General features: G+C 64.6%; 15 protein-coding genes. 9 read left to right on the top strand and 6 right to left on the bottom strand.

Annotated features, from left to right (window positions below; genetic code table 11):
* Positions 1-39: 39 nt before the first annotated feature.
* A complete protein-coding gene (locus tag HNS03_RS14775; protein ID WP_367196277.1) occupies positions 40-1,005 on the top strand; it encodes a bifunctional enoyl-CoA hydratase/phosphate acetyltransferase in 966 nt (321 codons plus the stop codon).
* 20 nt (positions 1,006-1,025) lie between these two features.
* Positions 1,026-2,222: an acetate/propionate family kinase gene (locus HNS03_RS14770; RefSeq protein ID WP_367196276.1), complete on the top strand. Its 1,197-nt coding sequence runs from the start codon at positions 1,026-1,028 to the stop codon at positions 2,220-2,222.
* Positions 2,223-2,236: 14 nt separating this feature from the next.
* On the opposite strand, the gene HNS03_RS14765 is transcribed toward HNS03_RS14770, so the two are convergent.
* The 4 genes from HNS03_RS14765 to mdoH all read right to left on the bottom strand — a co-directional run bounded on the left by HNS03_RS14765 (position 2,237) and on the right by mdoH (position 7,912).
* Positions 2,237-3,844 carry a thiamine pyrophosphate-binding protein gene (locus HNS03_RS14765; protein ID WP_367196275.1) on the bottom strand — a complete coding sequence of 536 codons (1,608 nt, stop codon included), beginning with the start codon at positions 3,842-3,844 and terminating at the stop codon, positions 2,237-2,239.
* Complete coding sequence (locus HNS03_RS14760; RefSeq protein ID WP_367196274.1) at positions 3,841-5,118, bottom strand: CaiB/BaiF CoA transferase family protein; 1,278 nt, start codon at positions 5,116-5,118, stop codon at positions 3,841-3,843. The genes HNS03_RS14765 and HNS03_RS14760 overlap by 4 nt, the downstream gene beginning before the upstream one ends.
* A 66-nt stretch (positions 5,119-5,184) precedes the next feature.
* Positions 5,185-6,027, bottom strand: coding sequence for a PHB depolymerase family esterase (locus HNS03_RS14755; protein WP_367196273.1), 843 nt, complete (start codon positions 6,025-6,027; stop codon positions 5,185-5,187).
* 52 nt (positions 6,028-6,079) lie between these two features.
* On the bottom strand, positions 6,080-7,912 hold the full coding sequence (gene mdoH, locus HNS03_RS14750; protein WP_367196272.1) for a glucans biosynthesis glucosyltransferase MdoH: 1,833 nt from the start codon (positions 7,910-7,912) through the stop codon (positions 6,080-6,082).
* A 179-nt stretch (positions 7,913-8,091) separates the two neighbouring features.
* Between mdoH and HNS03_RS14745 the strand changes: the two genes are divergently transcribed.
* From HNS03_RS14745 to HNS03_RS14730, 4 genes are read left to right on the top strand one after another with little or no spacing between them, the layout of a single operon-like run.
* Complete coding sequence (locus tag HNS03_RS14745) at positions 8,092-9,093, top strand: zinc-binding alcohol dehydrogenase (protein ID WP_367196271.1); 1,002 nt, start codon at positions 8,092-8,094, stop codon at positions 9,091-9,093.
* Between the two features lie 34 nt (positions 9,094-9,127).
* Positions 9,128-9,532 (top strand): 6-pyruvoyl tetrahydropterin synthase family protein, encoded by a 405-nt coding sequence (locus tag HNS03_RS14740; RefSeq protein ID WP_367196269.1) that lies wholly within the window; start codon positions 9,128-9,130, stop codon positions 9,530-9,532.
* Entirely contained in the window at positions 9,529-10,581 is a 1,053-nt protein-coding gene (locus HNS03_RS14735; RefSeq protein ID WP_367196268.1) for a glycosyltransferase family 4 protein, read from the top strand. Before HNS03_RS14740 ends, HNS03_RS14735 begins: the two co-directional genes overlap by 4 nt.
* Positions 10,578-11,369 carry a methyltransferase domain-containing protein gene (locus tag HNS03_RS14730; RefSeq protein WP_367196267.1) on the top strand — a complete coding sequence of 264 codons (792 nt, stop codon included), beginning with the start codon at positions 10,578-10,580 and terminating at the stop codon, positions 11,367-11,369. The genes HNS03_RS14735 and HNS03_RS14730 overlap by 4 nt, the downstream gene beginning before the upstream one ends.
* Before the next feature lie 19 nt (positions 11,370-11,388).
* Here HNS03_RS14730 and HNS03_RS14725 read toward each other — a convergent pair whose 3' ends face one another.
* Positions 11,389-12,171: a RibD family protein gene (locus HNS03_RS14725; protein WP_367196266.1), complete on the bottom strand. Its 783-nt coding sequence runs from the start codon at positions 12,169-12,171 to the stop codon at positions 11,389-11,391.
* Between the two features lie 149 nt (positions 12,172-12,320).
* Between HNS03_RS14725 and ribA the strand changes: the two genes are divergently transcribed.
* From ribA to HNS03_RS14710, 3 genes are all read left to right on the top strand, one after another.
* Positions 12,321-13,460: a GTP cyclohydrolase II RibA gene (gene ribA, locus HNS03_RS14720; RefSeq protein WP_367196265.1), complete on the top strand. Its 1,140-nt coding sequence runs from the start codon at positions 12,321-12,323 to the stop codon at positions 13,458-13,460.
* Positions 13,461-13,636: 176 nt separating this feature from the next.
* Complete coding sequence (locus tag HNS03_RS14715; protein WP_367196264.1) at positions 13,637-14,188, top strand: cytochrome b; 552 nt, start codon at positions 13,637-13,639, stop codon at positions 14,186-14,188.
* Positions 14,189-14,729: 541 nt separating this feature from the next.
* Entirely contained in the window at positions 14,730-15,665 is a 936-nt protein-coding gene (locus tag HNS03_RS14710; protein WP_367196263.1) for a LysR family transcriptional regulator, read from the top strand.
* Between the two features lie 85 nt (positions 15,666-15,750).
* Here the strand turns inward: HNS03_RS14710 and HNS03_RS14705 are convergent, their stop codons facing one another.
* The gene (locus tag HNS03_RS14705) at positions 15,751-17,511 is read right to left on the bottom strand and encodes an OFA family MFS transporter (RefSeq protein ID WP_367196262.1); all 1,761 of its coding nucleotides are present in this window, start codon (positions 17,509-17,511) and stop codon (positions 15,751-15,753) included.
* Positions 17,512-17,703: the final 192 nt, after the last annotated feature.

Genomic DNA, 17,703 nt, shown 5'->3' with positions numbered 1-17,703 from the left:
ATCGCCACGTCTTCCCGCATTCGATCCACGGAGCGCGCTATGGTCGAACCCGCATTCTCCCAAAAGACGGCCGGCGACCGGATTCATTTTCAGGTATTCGAAGGGCGCGCCGAAGCGGTGGAACCGGTTCCAACCGCCGTCGTCTGTCCCAATGAGGCAGCCTCGCTCGGCGGCGCACTGGAAGCGTACGATCGCAAGCTGATCGAACCCGTTCTCGTCGGCTGTGCGGAGGAGATTCAGCGGACGGCGGACGAACTCGGGCGCAGCATTTCCGAATTTGAACTCGTCGATTGCACCGGCGACAGTCAGGCGGCCGCAATGGCGGTCAAGCTGGTCCACGACCGGCGCGTGCGCTGCCTGATGAAGGGCCATCTGCATACCGATGTCTTCCTGCATCCGGTGGTGGCGCGCGAAGGCGGGCTTCGCACCGGGCGCCGGATCTCGCACGTTTTCGTGGCTGATCTGCCGAACCATCCGAGGCCGCTCCTGGTCACCGATGCCGCCATCAACATCGCGCCGGATCTCGCCACCAAGGCCGATATCATCCAGAACGCGATCGAACTCGCCCTCGCCCTCGGCATCGACATTCCGAAAGTGGCTGTCTTGTCCGCGGTCGAAACGGTCAGTCCGGGGATCCCGTCCAGCATGGACGCCGCCATCTTGGCCAAGATGGCCGATCGCGGCCAGATCAAGGGTGGCCTGGTCGACGGCCCGTTCGCGATGGACAACGCAATCGACCCTCAGGCGGCTGCCACCAAGGGGCTGTCCTCGCCGGTTGCCGGCAAGGCCGAGGTCCTCGTCGTTCCGTCCATAGAGGCTGGGAACATCCTGCTGAAGGGCCTGACCTTCCTGGGCGGCGCGGAATCGGCCGGCCTGGTCATCGGCGCGACGGTTCCCATCATGCTCACCAGCCGAGCCGACGATGACCGTGCGCGGGCCGCATCCGCTGCCCTCGCCCTGCTCTACGACCACTGGGCCAAGACGCGCACTCCCGCCACGACCTAAGAAAAGAAAGGGCGTTCGCCGTGACCGACCTGATCCTGACCATCAACGCCGGCTCGTCGAGCATCAAGTTCTCCCTTTTCACCATGGCCGCGGCAACGGAAGTCATCCGCGGCCAGATCGACGGGCTGGGTGTTCATCCGCGTCTCGTCGCCCGCGAAGGCAGCGAAAAAGTCGTCGACCAGACCTATCCGGATGGGACCGGGCCAGCGGACCACGCCGCCGCCCTCAAAAGCATTCTTGCCTTGTTGCAGGAGCGCCATCCCGACCAGCAGGTGACAGCGGTCGGCCATCGGATCGTGCATGGCGGCCCGGACTTCAAAGACTCCGTGCGACTGGACGACACCGTTTTGGACCGGCTGAAAGCGCTCAATCCGCTGGCGCCGCTGCATCAGCCGCACAATCTTTCCGGCGTCGCAGCCGCGCGCGCCGCGTTTCCCCACGCCCTCCAGGTGGCCTGTTTCGACACAAGCTTCCACCGCAAGCATCCCTGGGTGAACGATACCTTCGCGCTACCGAACCAGTTCTATGAAGCCGGCGTGCGCCGCTACGGCTTCCACGGCCTGTCCTACGAGTACATCGTCTCGCGGATTGCAGAGTTGGGGCTGGCTGACGACAGCCACAAGCTTGTGGTGGCGCACCTCGGCAACGGCGCCTCCATGTGCGCGATCCGGGACGGGGTTTCGATCGCCTCCACCATGGGCTTCACGGCGCTGGACGGCCTGCCTATGGGCACGCGCTGCGGCCAGATCGATCCCGGCGTGCTGCTCTACCTGATTGGCGAAAAAGGCATGACGACGGAGGAGCTGACCAAGCTGCTCTACAATGAATCCGGCTTGAAGGGCCTGTCCGGCATCTCCAACGACGTCCGGGATCTGGAAGAAAGCGACGACCCCAACGCCGCCCGCGCGCTGGATTATTTTGTGTTCCGGGTGCGCCGCGAGCTCGGCGCGATGGCGGCCAGCCTGCGCGGTCTCGACGCCGTGGTGCTAACGGGGGGCATCGGCGAGAACGCCGCCAATTTGCGCCACCGTATCCTGCACGATGAGGAATGGCTCGGGATCTCGATCGACGATGAGCGCAACTACGCCAAAGAGATGCGCGTCTCGACGGACACCTCCCCGGTGCAGGTCTACGTCATCCCGACCAATGAAGAGATGATGATTGCCCGCCATACCGCGCGCATTGCAGCCCAAGAGAGCGTTGGCACGGCGAGCTGAAGAGCGACATCCGATCAGAAGGCGCCGTCATAGGCGCGCCGATCGATCCGAGCGGCCAGGATCGTAAAGCCGTCGCGGCCCAGCGCCTCATCGAGTTGGGATGCCAAGGTTTCGGCGTCGTCGACCCAGCGGCCCACCCCGCCGAGTGCCTCCGCTACCGCAGGAAAGTCCGTGCCACCGAATTCCACGCCAACGGACGGGCGCTGTTGCGCCCGCTGTTTCAGCTCGATCAGTGCCAGGCTTTCGTCGACGAGCACGACAATGGTGAGCGCCAAGCCGAGATCGCGGATCGTGGCGAGTTCGCCGAGATTCATCTCAAGCCCGGCATCGCCGACAAAGGCGACCACTGGTGCGTTCGGGTGGGCAAGCTTGTAGCCGGCAGCCAGCGGCACGGCACAGCCCATCGTGCACAACGCCGAAGACTGCAGCAGCGTGCGCGGATGGTGCGCCGTCCACATCTGGCTGAGCAGAATACGATGGGCGCCGGAATCGGCCGTGATCACGGCCTCTTTCGGCAGACCATCGCGAACGGTCGCAAAGACTTGCGCCGGCCCCCAATCCGAACCCGGCGCGAACGCTTCGCCCAGAGAAGTGCGCACGGCGGCGGGCTCGCCCTCCGGCCAGACCGGACGCGGCGCGACGGAGGCCATCAGCGTATCGAGCGTCGGTGCGATCGCCCCCTTTAGAAGCAGCGAGACCGAATGCATGCCATGGTCGCGCACGACCGGGGCAATCTCGATCACATGCTTATCCGCGCGCCACGGATTGCGCCAACCGATCCGCATTTCGATCGGATCGTATCCGAGAAGCAGGATCAAATCGGAAACGTCGAGGAGCGGCTTCAAAAGGTGGTCGGCTTTAGGCGAAAGCCCTGCCCCGCCGAGCGCCAGCGGATCAGTCTCGTCGATGAGACCCTTGCCTTTGTAGCTGGTGATCAGCGGAACGCCGAACCGGCGGCAAAAGGCGGCAATCTCGGGCCCCGCTTCTTCGTTGACGGCGTCCACGCCGGCAATCGCGAGCGGCCTGCGGCTGGCGGCGAGCCAGGCGCGTGCGGTATCCAGATCCGGTCCCGGCGCCGGCATCGCTGGCGCCGGCAACACAGGCGCCGGCCCCGCGACTTCGCCGGTTTCGCCTTCTGCCACGCCGATCGGCACATCGATGTGAACCGGTCCAGGCTGGCCATCCGACAGCGCCACCAACGCCTTGTCCATCACGGCGTTCAGGCTGCCCGGTGCCGCCCGGAAGCTCGCCTTGACGATTGGCGCAAGCAGCGCGCGATGATCGAAGACCTGATGGGTGTAGGTGTCGGCGTCGGCCTGATCGACACAGCCGGTGAGGACAATCAGCGGAACACGGTCCTGATGTGCATTGGCAATCGCATTGACCGCATTGGCCAACCCCGGCCCCAAGGTGGCGACGAGGATGCCGGGTACCCCTGTCGCATGCCAGCCGCCTTCGGCGAAGAAGCCGGCGGGCGTTTCATGCTTGGTCAGGACGAACCGGACGCCGGCCCGATCGAGCGCATCGACAAGGGCAAGCACTTCGCCCCCCGGAATTCCGAAGGCCGAGCGGCAACCGATGGCGGCAAGCTTGGCGGCAATCAGTTCCGCGCCGGTCGTCATGTGCCGAGCCCGACGATACCGGCTTCGGCGAGCCCATCGATTTCCACGTCGGAAAGCCCAAGCGCTTCGGTAAGGACATCGCGGGTATGTTCGCCGAGCCGGGGCGGTGCGTAACGGTAGCTCACCGGCGTGTCGCTGAACTTGATCGGATTGCCGATCAGATCCACCGAACCGGTGGCGGAGGTCGGATGTGGCATCGTCACCCGGGCGCCGCGATGGATCGCCTGGGGATGGGAAAACACCTCCGAGACATCGTTGATCGATCCGCACGGCACACCGACGGCCTTCAGATCATCGATCCATGCCTGGCGAATGCGGGTGCGAGTCATGGCCTCGATGATCGGGATCAGCTCGCTCCGGTTGGTCACTCGTGCCGTGTTGGTGGCGAAGCGCGGATCGTCGGCAAGCTCCTCGCGCCCCGCGACAGCACAGAACTTGCGAAACTGACCGTCATTGCCGACGGCGAGAATGAAGTCGCCGTCGCTGGCCGGAAAGGTCTGATAGGGCACGATGGTCGGATGCGCGTTACCGAGCCGGCCGGGGACACGTCCGTCGGTCAGGTAAGCCAGACCCTGGTTGATCAACGCGGCGATCTGGGAATCGAACAGCGCGAGATCGATATGTTGGCCGCGCCCGGTGAGCGTGCGGGCATGAACGGCCGCCAGCACCGCATTCGCCGCATACATGCCGGTCATCACGTCCGCCATGGCAACGCCGACCTTGGTCGGGCGTCCACCCTCGTCGTCCGGAAACCCGGTCACGCTCATGGTACCGGCCATCCCCTGCACCATGAAATCATAGCCCGCCCCGGCCGCGAACGGTCCGGTCTGGCCGAAGCCGGTGACGGAGCAATAGATCAGGCGCGGATTGATCGCCGACAGGCTTTGATAGTCGAGCCCGTAGCGGGCGAGCTGACCGACCTTGTAGTTCTCCAGTACGATGTCGGCATCCGCCACCAGGCGCTGCACGATCTCCTGGCCTCGGCTGGTGGAGAGATCGATCGCAATGGAACGCTTGTTGCGATTGGCGCAGAGATAGTAAGCGCTTTCGCGCGTGTCGGTTCCCGATTGATCCTTCAAGAAGGGCGGCCCCCAGCCACGGGTGTCATCGCCGACACCCGGTCGCTCCACCTTGATCACGTCGGCGCCGAGATCGCCCAGAAGCTGGCCAGCAGTCGGGCCGGCGAGGATCCGGCTCAAGTCGATGACCTTCAAATCGGCGAGCGCGCCGGTCGGAGCGGACGTTGCGGAAGCCTCCTGCTCGGGGGGTGTCATGGCCAATCCTTGGTGGGAAACAATTGTCTGGAGATCGCACACGGCGACCCTCCGCACAAGCCGAAGTCAGTGCGAAGCCTGAAGCGCCCGATAGGCGTCCTCGATCCAGCCCGGCTCGATTTCGTGGCCACCGCTATGGGTGCAAAGCTCCAGCCGCTTGCCGCCGCAACTCTGCCAGCGCTCGCAAGCGAGATCTCCGAGTTCGGCCGGCAAAGGCTGCGCCGCACAGCCGGCCCGCTTGCGCCAGGTCGTAAGGCTTTCCATGACGTCGGATTGGCGAGAGCTGTCGCCGATCGGCCGGCCCTCCATCGGAACGACCGTGTCGCTAGTACCGTGGATCTGGATCAGGTTCGGCACCGGCGACGGGCAATCGGTCGGGATCGGGTTCCAATAGGCGCCGGCGACAGGAATGAAGCCGTCAAAGCGATCGCCGAGATAGCAGGCCGTGAACCAAGCCATCGAGGCGCCCATTGAGAACCCGGCCGCAACGGTTCGGTCGGGGGCGATCGGGTAGCGCGCCTCGACATCGTCGAGTACGTGCGCCACGAAGGCGATCTCATCGCGATGGTGGGAAGGCGATCCCGGAAACGACCAGCTCTTGCCCTGACCGTTCGGAGCGACCAGCAGCACGCCGAGATCGTCGGCGGCCTTCGTCAGCCCTTCGTTCCACATCACGCTGTCGGCCGATCCCTTCCAGCCGTGGAAATAGACGAGCGCCGGAATTTGGCTCTCGCCATCCCAGTCGGCGGGCACATGAACGCGGTAATCGCCCCCCTCGACAGGGCAAGCGGAGAATTCACCGCATGAATCGCGGGCGTAACCGGCGTTTGAGGCCAGCAGCCCAATCGCGAAAGCCAGAGCCAGCGCCGGAAGGAACCGCTTCGGCAGCTTCTTGAGGGTCGACGTCATCGGATACGCCTCATGCGCGCCGTCTCCTCTCCTCGTGGGTTCGCCCGAGAGATCAGCCATTGGCCGGCTCGGACACGGCGGCGATCGGCGCATCGACCATGTCCGTCGCCGGATGCGGCGCCAGTGCCGGCAGCGCCAGCGGCGCAAGGGCCGCCGGCCGCTCGCCCTCCTCCGGGATCTGCCAGAGCCGGACGCGGACCGCGAACCGGCCGAGCCTCGGCCAGGCAGTAATGACGGCAAACGGCACGGCGAGCGCGAGCCCGGTGACGACGGGCGCAGCTGCGATCAGCGCACCCGTCGACACTCCGGCGAACCCGATCGCACCGGCTATCCCCAGCGCTGTCTGCGGCCAAAGCCGGCGCAGCGCGACCAGCAGCGGCACACCATGGCCCGAACGCCGCTGGGCGCTCCAGCCAATGGTGCGGCCGAACGGCAGGCCGAGGAGGAACAGCGTGTGTGCCAGCGCGGCGATTGGGGCGATGAGCATGAAGAACAGAACCTCTCCGACTACGCTAGCCAGCAGCCGCATCGTCCCACCGAAACTCTGCCGAGCCCGTAAGCGGGTCAAAACGTCGACGATGGAGGCGAGCTTCGGCGCGAATACCATGGTCAGGATAGTGACCAGCATGGCGAGCCCGGTGTCGGGCCGGAACAGGACTGCCGGCTCGGTGGCGAACACCACGATCATGGCCGTCGCCACCATAAAGCCGATCCAAGCGGCAGACCCCAGGAACATCAGCATCGCGAGCACGAGTTGAATGCGGCTGACGAGCTTGAGGCCCGGCAAGCCGATCAGCCGGCCATACTGCATGTTGCCCTGGCACCAGCGCAGGTCCCGGCGCAGGAATTCCATCAGCGTCGGCGGGTTTTCCTCGTAGCTCTCGAACTCTTCGGGAATGACGCGGACCTCGTAACCGGCCCGTCGCATCAGCACCGCCTCGACCTGATCGTGGCTCAGCACGTCACCGCCCAACGGCGGGCGTCCGGGCAGTTTCGGAAGCTCGCAATATGCCCGGAACGGCTCAAGCCGCAGGATCGCGTTATGGCCCCAATAAGGCCCGCAATCGGCCTGCCACCAGGCGGCTCCCAGCGTATGCGATCGCATCCCGAGCCGCATGCCGAACTGGAACATGCGAGCAAAGAAGCTGGTGGTCGGCAGACCGGTCACCAGGCTCTGCAAAATGCCGATTTGCGGATTCGCTTCCATCACCCGCACGAGCCGCTTGAGCGCGGCCGCCGACATGTAGCTGTCGGCGTCGAGCACGATCGCGAAGGCGTAATCATCCCCCCAGGTCTCGCAGAAGTCCCGGATATTGCCTGCCTTGAAACCGGGATTATCGGCTCGCCGGCGATAGACGATCCGGATCCTGTCCTGCCAGCGATGGCGGAGGCTTTCGATCGCCGACTCTTCTTCCACAATCACGTCGAGCCAGTTGGAATCGCTGAGCACATAGACGTCGAACCGCTCCGCCACGTCGGCATCGACCAGCCCCTCGATCATCGCCGTCACGTTGCGGACGACGGGAGCGACATCTTCGTTGCGAATGCAGACGAGAAGCGCCGTGTGCGCCTCGATCGAACGCGCTGGGTCATCCGCAGCAACGGCGGGCGCCGTGGCGGCGAGCGGATCGCGCGCAAACCGCATCACGACGAGGCCGACCACCGCGTTCCAGAAGCCCACGACTGTGTAAGGCAGCGTCAACGCAAAGAAGGCAATCAGAACAAGGTCCGGCACATCATAGCCGCCCGGCGACAACGTCACCGTCATCAGCACGAACAAGGCGCCGACTGTCAGTGAAACCGCTGCCCCAAACAGGCGCCGGCGCCCCTGCACTGCCCGTTCCTTCGCAGTGTCCGTCACCACCTGAGTGGACGAACCGTTCATAGAGCCCTCGCTTTGTCCCTCGCCCGCCCCGTGTTAGGGCCTTCGCAACATTAGCAAGCCATTGGCCTGCTGGAATGCTATCGCGATGCATCAACACCGAGAATCCGGCAAATGAAGATTTCCGGACGGTCAAGGTTCATCACGTCTCTGCGAGCCGAACCCAATCAGGCCCTGACCCAATGAACTCGACCGAAGACACCGCCGCCCGAGCGCTCTGGTATCTCGCCCCGGGACAAGCGGAATTACGGGATACTACGCTCGGACCGCTTGCATCGGATCATGTCCGGGTGCGGACGCTTGCCAGTGCGATCAGCCGCGGTACTGAGGGCCTCGTCTTTCGCGGCGAGGTCCCGGAGAGCGAAATCGATCGCATGCGCGCACCCTTTCAGGCGGGCGATTTCCCCTTCCCGGTAAAATACGGCTACGCCGCAGTCGGCCGTGTCGAAGCCGGACCGGCGTGGTGTGTGAAGAGCCGTGTGTTTGCGCTTCACCCGCACCAGGATCTTTTCGACGTTCCAGCCGATGCAGCCGTGGCAATCCCCGAGACCGTGCCCAGCGAACGGGCCGTGCTCGCCGCAAATATGGAGACGGCGCTAAACGGCATCTGGGACGGCGGACTCTCCGCCGGAGACAAAGTCGCGATCGTGGGCGGCGGCGTGGTCGGGCTGCTGGTCGCCTATCTGGCCGCCCGCACACCCGGCACCGAAGTGACGGTGCTGGACATCAATCCGGCGCGCGGTCCAATCGCGACCGCGTTCGGCGCCGCCTTCGGTCATCCGAGCGAGGCCGATGGCGCCTATGATCTCGTGTTTCACACCTCCGCCTCCGGGGTCGGCTTCGACACCGCACTGCGGCTCGCCGATTTCGAGGCAACCGTGGTGGAACTCTCCTGGTACGGGACCAAGCCGGTACTCGCCTCGCTCGGCGGCGTGTTCCACTCCAAGCGCCTTACGCTTCGCTCCAGCCAGGTGGGTGCGGTGGCGCCCTCTCGGCGAGCCCGTTGGAGCACGAAACGCCGGCTTGCCAAGGCGCTCGATCTCCTGGGCGACCCGGCGCTGGATCGCCTGCTTGAGCCGGCAATCGCATTCGCCGACAGCCCCGAGCGTCTCGGGGAGGTCTTTTCCGCCGAGCGCGGAATGCTGTGTCCGCTCTTGCGCTATCCGGCTGCGACCGACATCTGAGATTGCTCAAGACATTTTGCCAGGAGACACGCCCGTGCACGCCGTCGAAGTCCGCGACCACATTATGATCGCCCACTCCTTCAAAGGCGACGTGTTCGGACCCGCCCAGGCACTGCACGGCGCGACCTTCGTGATCGACGTCGCCTTTCTCGCCGAAAGTCTGGATGCCAACGGCATCGTGATCGATATCGGCCGTGCCCACGAGACCCTAAAGGCGGTCCTCGCGCCTCTGAACTACAAAAACCTGGACGAACTGCCGGAGTTTGCCGGCCAGAACACGACCACCGAAGTCCTGACCCGCCACATCTTCGAACAGGTGGCTGCAGCCGTTCGCGCCGACGAGCTTGGCCGGCCGGCCGCTGAAATCGCATCGGTGCGGGTAACGATCTCCGAATCCCATGTTGCGCGCGCCTGGTACGAGGCGCCGATCGCGGCGTGAGCACGCTCGTTTTCGCAATCCCCGGCCCGCTCGACACAGCTTCGGGTGGGTACGGTTACGATCGACGCGTCATCGATGGGCTGAAGGCACTTGGACATCGGGTGACGCATCTCGCCTTGGCGGACGGCTTTCCGAAACCCGATGCCGACGCCCGCGCGCAAACCAGCGCCGCATTCGCCACGATCGACGACGGACAGCCGACGATGGTGGATGGCCTCGCCCTGGGCGTCCTGCCGCACGAAATCGCCGAGCTTGCCCGCCGCGCCCCGGTCGTCGCGCTGATCCACCATCCCCTTGCGCTGGAAACCGACCTGACGCGCGAGCGCATCCAGGCGCTGGAAACGAGCGAGCGCCACGCGCTTGCCGCTTGCCGGCATGTGGTCGCCACCAGCGATGCGACTGCATCCGTTTTGGCCGAGCACTATGGCGTCGACCGGTCCCGCCTGACCGTTGCGCCGCCGGGGGTCGATCGGCCGAGAGCCTTCGCGCCACTGACCGCAGATCCGCCCCGTCTCCTTTCCGTCGGCGCCCTGGTTCATCGCAAAGGCTATGACGTGCTCGTCGACGCCCTGGCCGGGCTACAAGATCTCACCTGGACGGCGGAGATCGTGGGCGACCCGGAGCGCGATCCGACGATTGCCGCCGATCTTGTGCGCCGGATCGAGGCCCACGGCCTTGCAGATCGCATCCAGCTTGCCGGCCGGCTCGACGCCGCAGTACTCGCGACGCGCTATATGGACGCCAATCTCTTCGTCATCTCCTCGCGCTATGAGGGCTACGGAATGGTGGCGAGCGAAGCGATCGCCCACGGACTTCCGATCGTCGGAACCACCGGGGGAGCACTGGTCGACACGATTCCCGATGAGGTGGGCCTCAAGGTCGCACCGGACGATGCGGAGGCGCTGTCGACGGCGGTGCGCCACGTTCTGGAAAGCTCTGCGCTTCGAACCAGGCTTGGCGAAAGCGCACGAATTGCGGCACAAGACCTTCCCCACTGGGCGGAAACGGCGCGGACGATCGCCACCGTGATCGAAGGATTGAACTCATGACCTTTTCCAGCGACTGGCTGAAGCTGCGCGAACCGGCCGACCTTCGGGCCCGCAATCGGATCCTGGTCGCCCACGTCGCAGCGGCTTTCGCGGGGAAGGTCCCGATCAACGTCGTCGATCTTGGTGCGGGAGCCGGCGCAACGGTAAAGGCGCTCGCCCCTCATCTGCCGGAGGACGCTCGCTGGCGGCTGGTGGACAACGACGCGGCGCTGCTGTCGCTCGCCTCCTGGACGCTGCCGCAGGAGCGACTGGAAGCGCGTTGTCTCGATCTGGACCGAGCGCTGGAGCAGGCCATCGAGGCGCCGGCGGATCTGGTCACCTGCTCCGCCCTCCTCGATCTCGTTTCGGAAAGCTGGCTCGAGCGTCTGATCGGCGAGCTGGGCGCGCGGGGTGTGCCCTTCTACGCCGCCCTTACCTACGATGGCAGCACGACCTTAACGCCCGGCGATCCGCTGGACGAGCCGATCACCGAAGCGCTCAACCAGCACCAGCATCGCGACAAGGGCTTCGGCCCCGCCCTTGGTCCGGATGCCGCTCTGCTCGTTCCCGAAAAACTCAAGGCCGCCGGATTCAGCGTCGAAGTCGGCCGGTCCGACTGGCTGATCGACGACAAGGAACCCGAGCTCGCTAACGCTCTCCTCACCGGCTGGGTGGATGCCGTCGCCGAAACCGGGCTGATCGCCCCGCCGGATCTGGGCGCTTGGCGCAAAGCCAGGTTGGATGCGGTCGCGGCCGGCGAATTGACGCTGCGCGTCGGCCATATCGACCTATTCGCTAGACCCAATTAGGCTCCCTGGAACCGTCCGCTCATGCGGTCGTCTCCAGGCCTGAAAAGTCGCAGTCGAATACCACCTCGTCTCCCAGTCGGTGCAGCGTGGTGGCTGGCCGATGCACGGCGTCGAGCCGATCCGTGGGCGCGAGTGAAAGGCCCTGACGGCCCGCCCCGATGATCATCGGCGCCACCAAGAGGTGCAGCCGATCCAGACATCCGGCATCGAGAAAGGCGGACACGGTGGCCGCGCCCCCCTCGACCAATTGGCGACGATAGCCAAGGACGCCCAACCGTTCACGGATCGCATGCGGATCCAGCCGACCCTTATCATCCGTAGGCAGGCGGACCACATTTACGAAACCAGGCAGATCCAATTCGGCGGTCTCGCTCGTAACCACGACGAGGTCGGTGGTGGGATCGGTCAGGAGCTTCGCATCGCGCGGGATGCGCCCTCTCGGATCGATCACGGCGCGGGCGGGGCTTTCCCCTTCGACAAGACGCACCGTGAGACGCGGATCGTCGGCCGTCACCGTACCGATACCAACGATCACGATATCGACAAGAGCCCGTAGCCGGTGAAGATGAACGAGACACGCCTCGCCATTTATGTAACGCGACCGGCCGGTCGACGTGGCGATACGGCCGTCCAGGGATTGGCCGAGCTGGGCGAGCACGAACGGGTCCTGGCCCGCGCCCGCGGCGATCGGCCCGTAAAGGGCGCACCAGTCCGGCGGCAGCGCGTGGCCCTGACGAGCGGCCGCCAGGACGGCTCGCCACTCGTCGGCGTCGGTTCGGCACGGCACGAATTCGGTGCTCACGGGTTACCTTGTTTAGATCGCAGGGCATCGACGTGCGACAAAACTGGAGGAGTACGGTATTGACACACCATCAGCGTCACGGCCATCCGAACGTTGGCCCCGCCAGCGCGGCCGAACGCGTCGATACCTTGGCGCAGCAAGAAGGTCCCATGATATCTCCTGCCACCGGCGATACCGACGCCCTCATCCGGATCCATCGCGGTTGCGCCGATCTCCGCGCCGGGCGGCCACTGGTGGTCGCCGCGGCCGACGAAACGATTGCCGTTCTGCCGGTCGACGGGCTCGACCAGGCCACCCTCGACGACTTTCGCATCCGAATTGCGGCTGCAACGCCGGTTTTGCTTGTCACCGACCTGCGCGCCAAGGCGATCGGTCTGACCCCCTATGAGGCGACCGCGGTGACCACCCCCACCGAGGCAACGCCGGAAGACTATCTGACCATCGCCTCCGGTTCCGAAGTTCGTCTGGGCCACACCACGGCACCCGGCGGCGAGGCAGCGAAAGCCGCCCTCGAGATCACTAAATGCGCCGAGCTGTTGCCCGCTTTGGTGGCCGCACCGGTTCGCGGCGGCGTCTTGGAAGCGCCCGACGCGCCGATCGCCGTGGAGGCCGGCGCAGCGCTGAACTACCGCGCCGAGGTCGCCCAAACCCTGAAGATCGTCGCCGAGGCGCCAGTGCCCTTGCGCGGCGGCATCGAAAGCCGCTTCATCGTGTTCCGCGACATGATGGGCGGTACGGCGGTCGCGGTGATGATCGGAAATCCGGATCCGAACCAGTCGCTGCGCGTGCGCGTCCATTCGGCATGCGCCACCGGCGACATCTTCGGATCGCGGCGGTGCGACTGCGGCGATCAGCTTCGGCTCGCGATCGAGCGGATCGATCAGCTCGGCGGCGGCTGCGTGCTCTATCTGGACCAGGAAGGCCGCGGACTCGGACTCGCCAACAAGCTCAGGGCCTACAATCTGCAGGATCTCGGCCTGGACACCGTCGATGCCAACACCGCGCTCGGCTATCACGAAGACGAGCGGGATTATGCCGCCGCAGGACGGATGATCGCGGAACTCGGCTGGGATCAGATCGTGCTTCTGACCAACAATCCGACCAAGATCGACGCCCTGCGCCACGCCGGCATCAACGTTTGTGGTCGGATTCCGGTGCTTGCCCCGGTCACCCCGGACAACCGGCGCTATCTGGAAGCAAAGGCCGCGCGAGCCGGTCACCTTCTGGATCAGATTGCCGGCGGCGACGAACCTACACCCGTGGCGGTCAAATCGGCGGGGCGGGACTGAGCCCCGATACGGTTACCAAACACGGTCAAGGGGCCCGAGCGAGACGCGGCGGCTGGACCCTTTGCGCTTTCCATAGAATAGTGGAGCAACTCTAACTTATCGTTCGAATGTGTTTGCGGACGGCGAACCGGTTTTTCCTTCACCTGGAAGCGCTTGAGCAGGGAGAACGCGACGCCATGGAAAGCCCCACCCTGCCACCCTGCTATTCGCCCGCGCACAGAGCGCTGCATTGGATCATGGCGGCAGCCGTGATCGTGCTGCTCGCCGCCGCGATCGGCATGAACAACGTTGCGCCGGGCCCCTGGATGAACCGACTCTACGTCCTGCACTGGTCGCTGGGCGTCCTGGTGTTTCCGCTGGTTCTTATCCGAATCGGTATGCGCTTTTCCAATCCGCCGTTGCCGCTGCCGGAGGACATTCCCGGCTGGCAACAACGTCTGGCAGTCGCCAACCACGCGCTGCTCTACGCGATCTTGCTGGTCAATCCGCTGCTTGGCTATTTCACCAAATCGGCGTTCGGCGGTCCCGTGACCTTTTTCTGGCTGGTCGACCTACCGCCGGCGATCGCCAAAGATCAGGCGCTGTTCGAACGGCTTTCGACCGCCCACGTCATCATCGGTTTCGTCATGATCGCGGCGATTGCGATGCATGTCGCGGCCGCGCTTTATCATGGCCTGATCCGGCGCGACGGGGTGTTTTCCCGCATGACCACCGGCGGCGGAAGGTGATGCGGAGCCTTATGCGAGTGGACCGCCTTGCCGCGCACCTTTGACGCGAATCACAAAATAGACAAAATCTATAGTGGAAATCCCTCCTTGGGCTGCCGATAGCACGTGGCAGGCATGCAGATCCGAGCTCACCGTCAGTGTCGAGCAGGATTTAAACCTATCATGTTTCGTGATCTGACGCCTTTTCCGAACAGGCGAAAGTGCCTGATCGAGACGAAAGGACTAAAGATTTAACAGGTTAAGCATTTTCTGCTCGGATTGACTCGATTTGAACAGGACATGCTCAGGTCATGGGCTCATAGATGCACACGCTCCGGCGCCTGAAACAGCAAAGAAGTCCCAGAAAAGCCACGACGGCCGGGGAGCTCCTCCCAGTGCGAGCAGATCGCTTTGACCAGTTTCTGCGTCGCAAGATCGTGCTCCTCCATGAGGCCGGAACGGATCAACCTTCCGGAGTTCCCGCGCTTACTCCTAACATTCGACAAAATCACGTCCGGCCGGAACGTCCGGACTTATGAGTTCATGACCTAGGGGCGCACACGTGGACATTCGTCAGCTTAGCTATCTGGTCGTGCTCGCGCGGGAGAAACATTTTACTCGAGCCGCCGCCCTGTGCGGGGTGACGCAACCCACGCTTTCCGGCCGCATCCGCCAGCTCGAAGAAGAGCTCGGCATCCCGATCGTGAAGCGCGGCCACCGCTTCCATGGCCTCACGCCGGAAGGCGAGCAGATCGTTAAGCGGGCCGCATCGATCCTGGAAGACTGGGAGGCGATGCAGCAGGATTTGAGCCGCATGAAAGGCGAGCTCACCGGGCGCGTCACCTTGGGCGTGATCCCGTCCGCCCTGCCCCGCGTCGCCCTACTCACCCGACGGATCGGCGAAACCTTCCCCGGCATCGGCTTCACGCTTCTGTCCATGTCGTCGGAGGAAATTCGGCTCGGCCTGGAGAATTTCGAGCTCGATGCCGGCATCACCTATCTCGATAACGAGCCGATCGACCAGGTCCGCACGGCCCCGCTCTACCGCGAGCGCTTCCGTCTCATCACGCCACTCGACCATCCGCTCGCTCACGAACACCAGGTGACCTGGGCACGCGCTGCGGAATTTCCGCTCGCGCTCCTGACGCCGGATATGCAGAATCGCCGGATTGTGAACGCCGCATTCCTGGCGGCTGGCGCGAGCCCGACCTCCCGCATCGAGACCAACTCAATCATTGCCATGGTCACCCATGTCCGCGACGGACAGCTCGCCGCGGTCCTGCCCGAACTATCGCTGGAAGCCTTCGGCCCCCTGCCCGGCATCACGGCTCTCAAACTCGTCGATCCGCTTGTCGATCATGCCGTTGGGCTGATCGTTCCGGACCGCGATCCGCTGCCGCCGGTGGTGGAATCGGTCTATCGCATCGCACTTGCGGCGGGCGAAGCGACCGCCGCCCCCGCAACCTTGGCCACCGCGGCTTCCGCGACCAGCAAATAAAAGAAACGGCGCCCACCGGGGATTGCGGGCGCCGTCCAAAGGGATCCCGCCGAAGCGGGACCCTGTCGTGACGGGTTCGAACGGCCTATTCGGCCGGAGCGCCCCGGACGGACGCGACGTCCGCCTGGTGACGCTCCTCTTCACGCTCCGGCTCCGTCTCCATGAAGTGATGCGGCTTCACGGGCTTCAGGAACAGGTTGGCGAAGAAGGCGATCACCAGCAGCCCGGCCATGCAGTACATGGTCGTGTTGTAGAGGCTGGGGGTCGGATCGACCGTTCCAGCTGGCGCGATCTCCAACAAGCGACCGACCGTCACCGTGTTGGCGGCGACGAGCTGATCGAGTTGATCGAGCCCGGCCCCGAACCGCTCCTGGAACGCCGCCGGATCGACTTTCGGCGCCAGATTCTGGATCGCGTTGTTGATCGACATCTCCCGAAGGTAGGTGATGGCGAACGGACCCAAGACGCCGGCCGCACTCCACGCCGTCAGAAGTCGACCATGGATGCCACCGACATATTTGGTGCCGAAGACGTCTGCCAGATAGGCGGGGATCGTGGCGAACCCGCCACCATACATGGTGAAGATGACCATCGTGGCGGCGTAGAACATCACCAGCCACATCACCGCCGGGTTGGCGCTGACGGCCTGCGCCGTGAACGGAATCGACAGATAGAGGATCGTTCCGAGCACGAAGAAGCAGTGATAGGTGTTCTTGCGGCCGATATAGTCGGAGATGCTGGCCCAGAAGAAACGGCCGCACATATTGAAGACCGAGATCATCAACACGTAGGTTGCCGCGAACGCTCCGTCCACGATGCCCGGCAAGGTACTCCCGAAAATCTCCGTCATCATGGTCTTGGCAACGCCGATCACGCCGATGCCGGCGGTCACGTTGAAGCAGAGCATGACCCAGAGCTGCCAGAATTGGGGCGTCTTCAAAGCCTGGTCGATGTGGACGTTGCCGGAGGTGATCATGCGCCGGCTCGATTCCGCCTCGCTGGGCGGGGCCCACCCGGCCGGCTTCCAGCCCTCGCGGGGCACCCGGTAGATGAACGAGGCGACCATCATCACCACGAAATATCCGATGCCGAGCGTGAGGAAGGTCATCGCCGCACCGGTATTCCCGGTCCCGACGACGTAAACGCCCTCCGGCCCCGGCACGATCATGCGCGGAACGTCCGCCGCCGTGACCAGCACCACTTCCGTCGCCGTGCCGTTCACGTCAGCAAACTGCGCACCGCCCTGGGTCGTGAGCGCGACATCGGCCGCCGGCCCAAGATAGGTCGGGGCGACGTAGTAGAGGTGCAAAAGCCAATCGATCAAAGGCGCGCCGATCATGGCGCCACCGCCGAAGCCCATAATGGCCATGCCGGTCGCCATGCCGCGCCGGTCTGGGAACCAACGGATCAAGGTCGACACCGGCGAAACATAGCCGAGGCCGAGGCCGCAGCCACCGATCACGCCGTAGCCCAGATAGACGAGCCAGAGCTGGTGCGTGACGATCCCGATGGACCCGACGACGAAACCGCCGCCCCAGCAGAATGCCGCCGTCACGCCGACGCAACGCGGACCGACCTCTTCCAGCCATTTGCCGGCAAGGGCGGCGCACAGGCCGAGAAAGACGATCGCAACAGAAAAGATCCACACCACGGAGCCGAGCGACCAATCGCCCGGCGCGGGCGCGACGACGCCGAACTCCCGGATCAAGGCTGGATTGAAGATGCTCCAGGCATAGACGGAGCCAATACACAAATGGATCGCGATCGACGCCGGCGGCACCCACCATCGGCTGAAACCTTCGCGGGCGACGATCGATTCCTTCAGTAGAAATCGCGGTATGGCCATGAGCGGCGCTCCCTCCCCATGTTGGCGAACCGGCTCGCAACCGGCTCGGCGACGGAAATTTCATCCCTTCGCGCGCAGCCGCGGCTTTGTGCCGCTTTGGTTATTGCTTGACCCGACGGCCGTTTCGCCGCCCAAACTTGGGACAAGACTCGGTGCGCGTACCGCCTATCGAACGCGCGTCGGCCCTCAATA

Origin of the sequence: Amorphus sp. 3PC139-8, from assembly GCF_040750475.1 — a bacterium.
Lineage (GTDB): Bacteria > Pseudomonadota > Alphaproteobacteria > Rhizobiales > Amorphaceae > Amorphus.
This window is presented reverse-complemented; position numbering and strand designations above follow the sequence as displayed.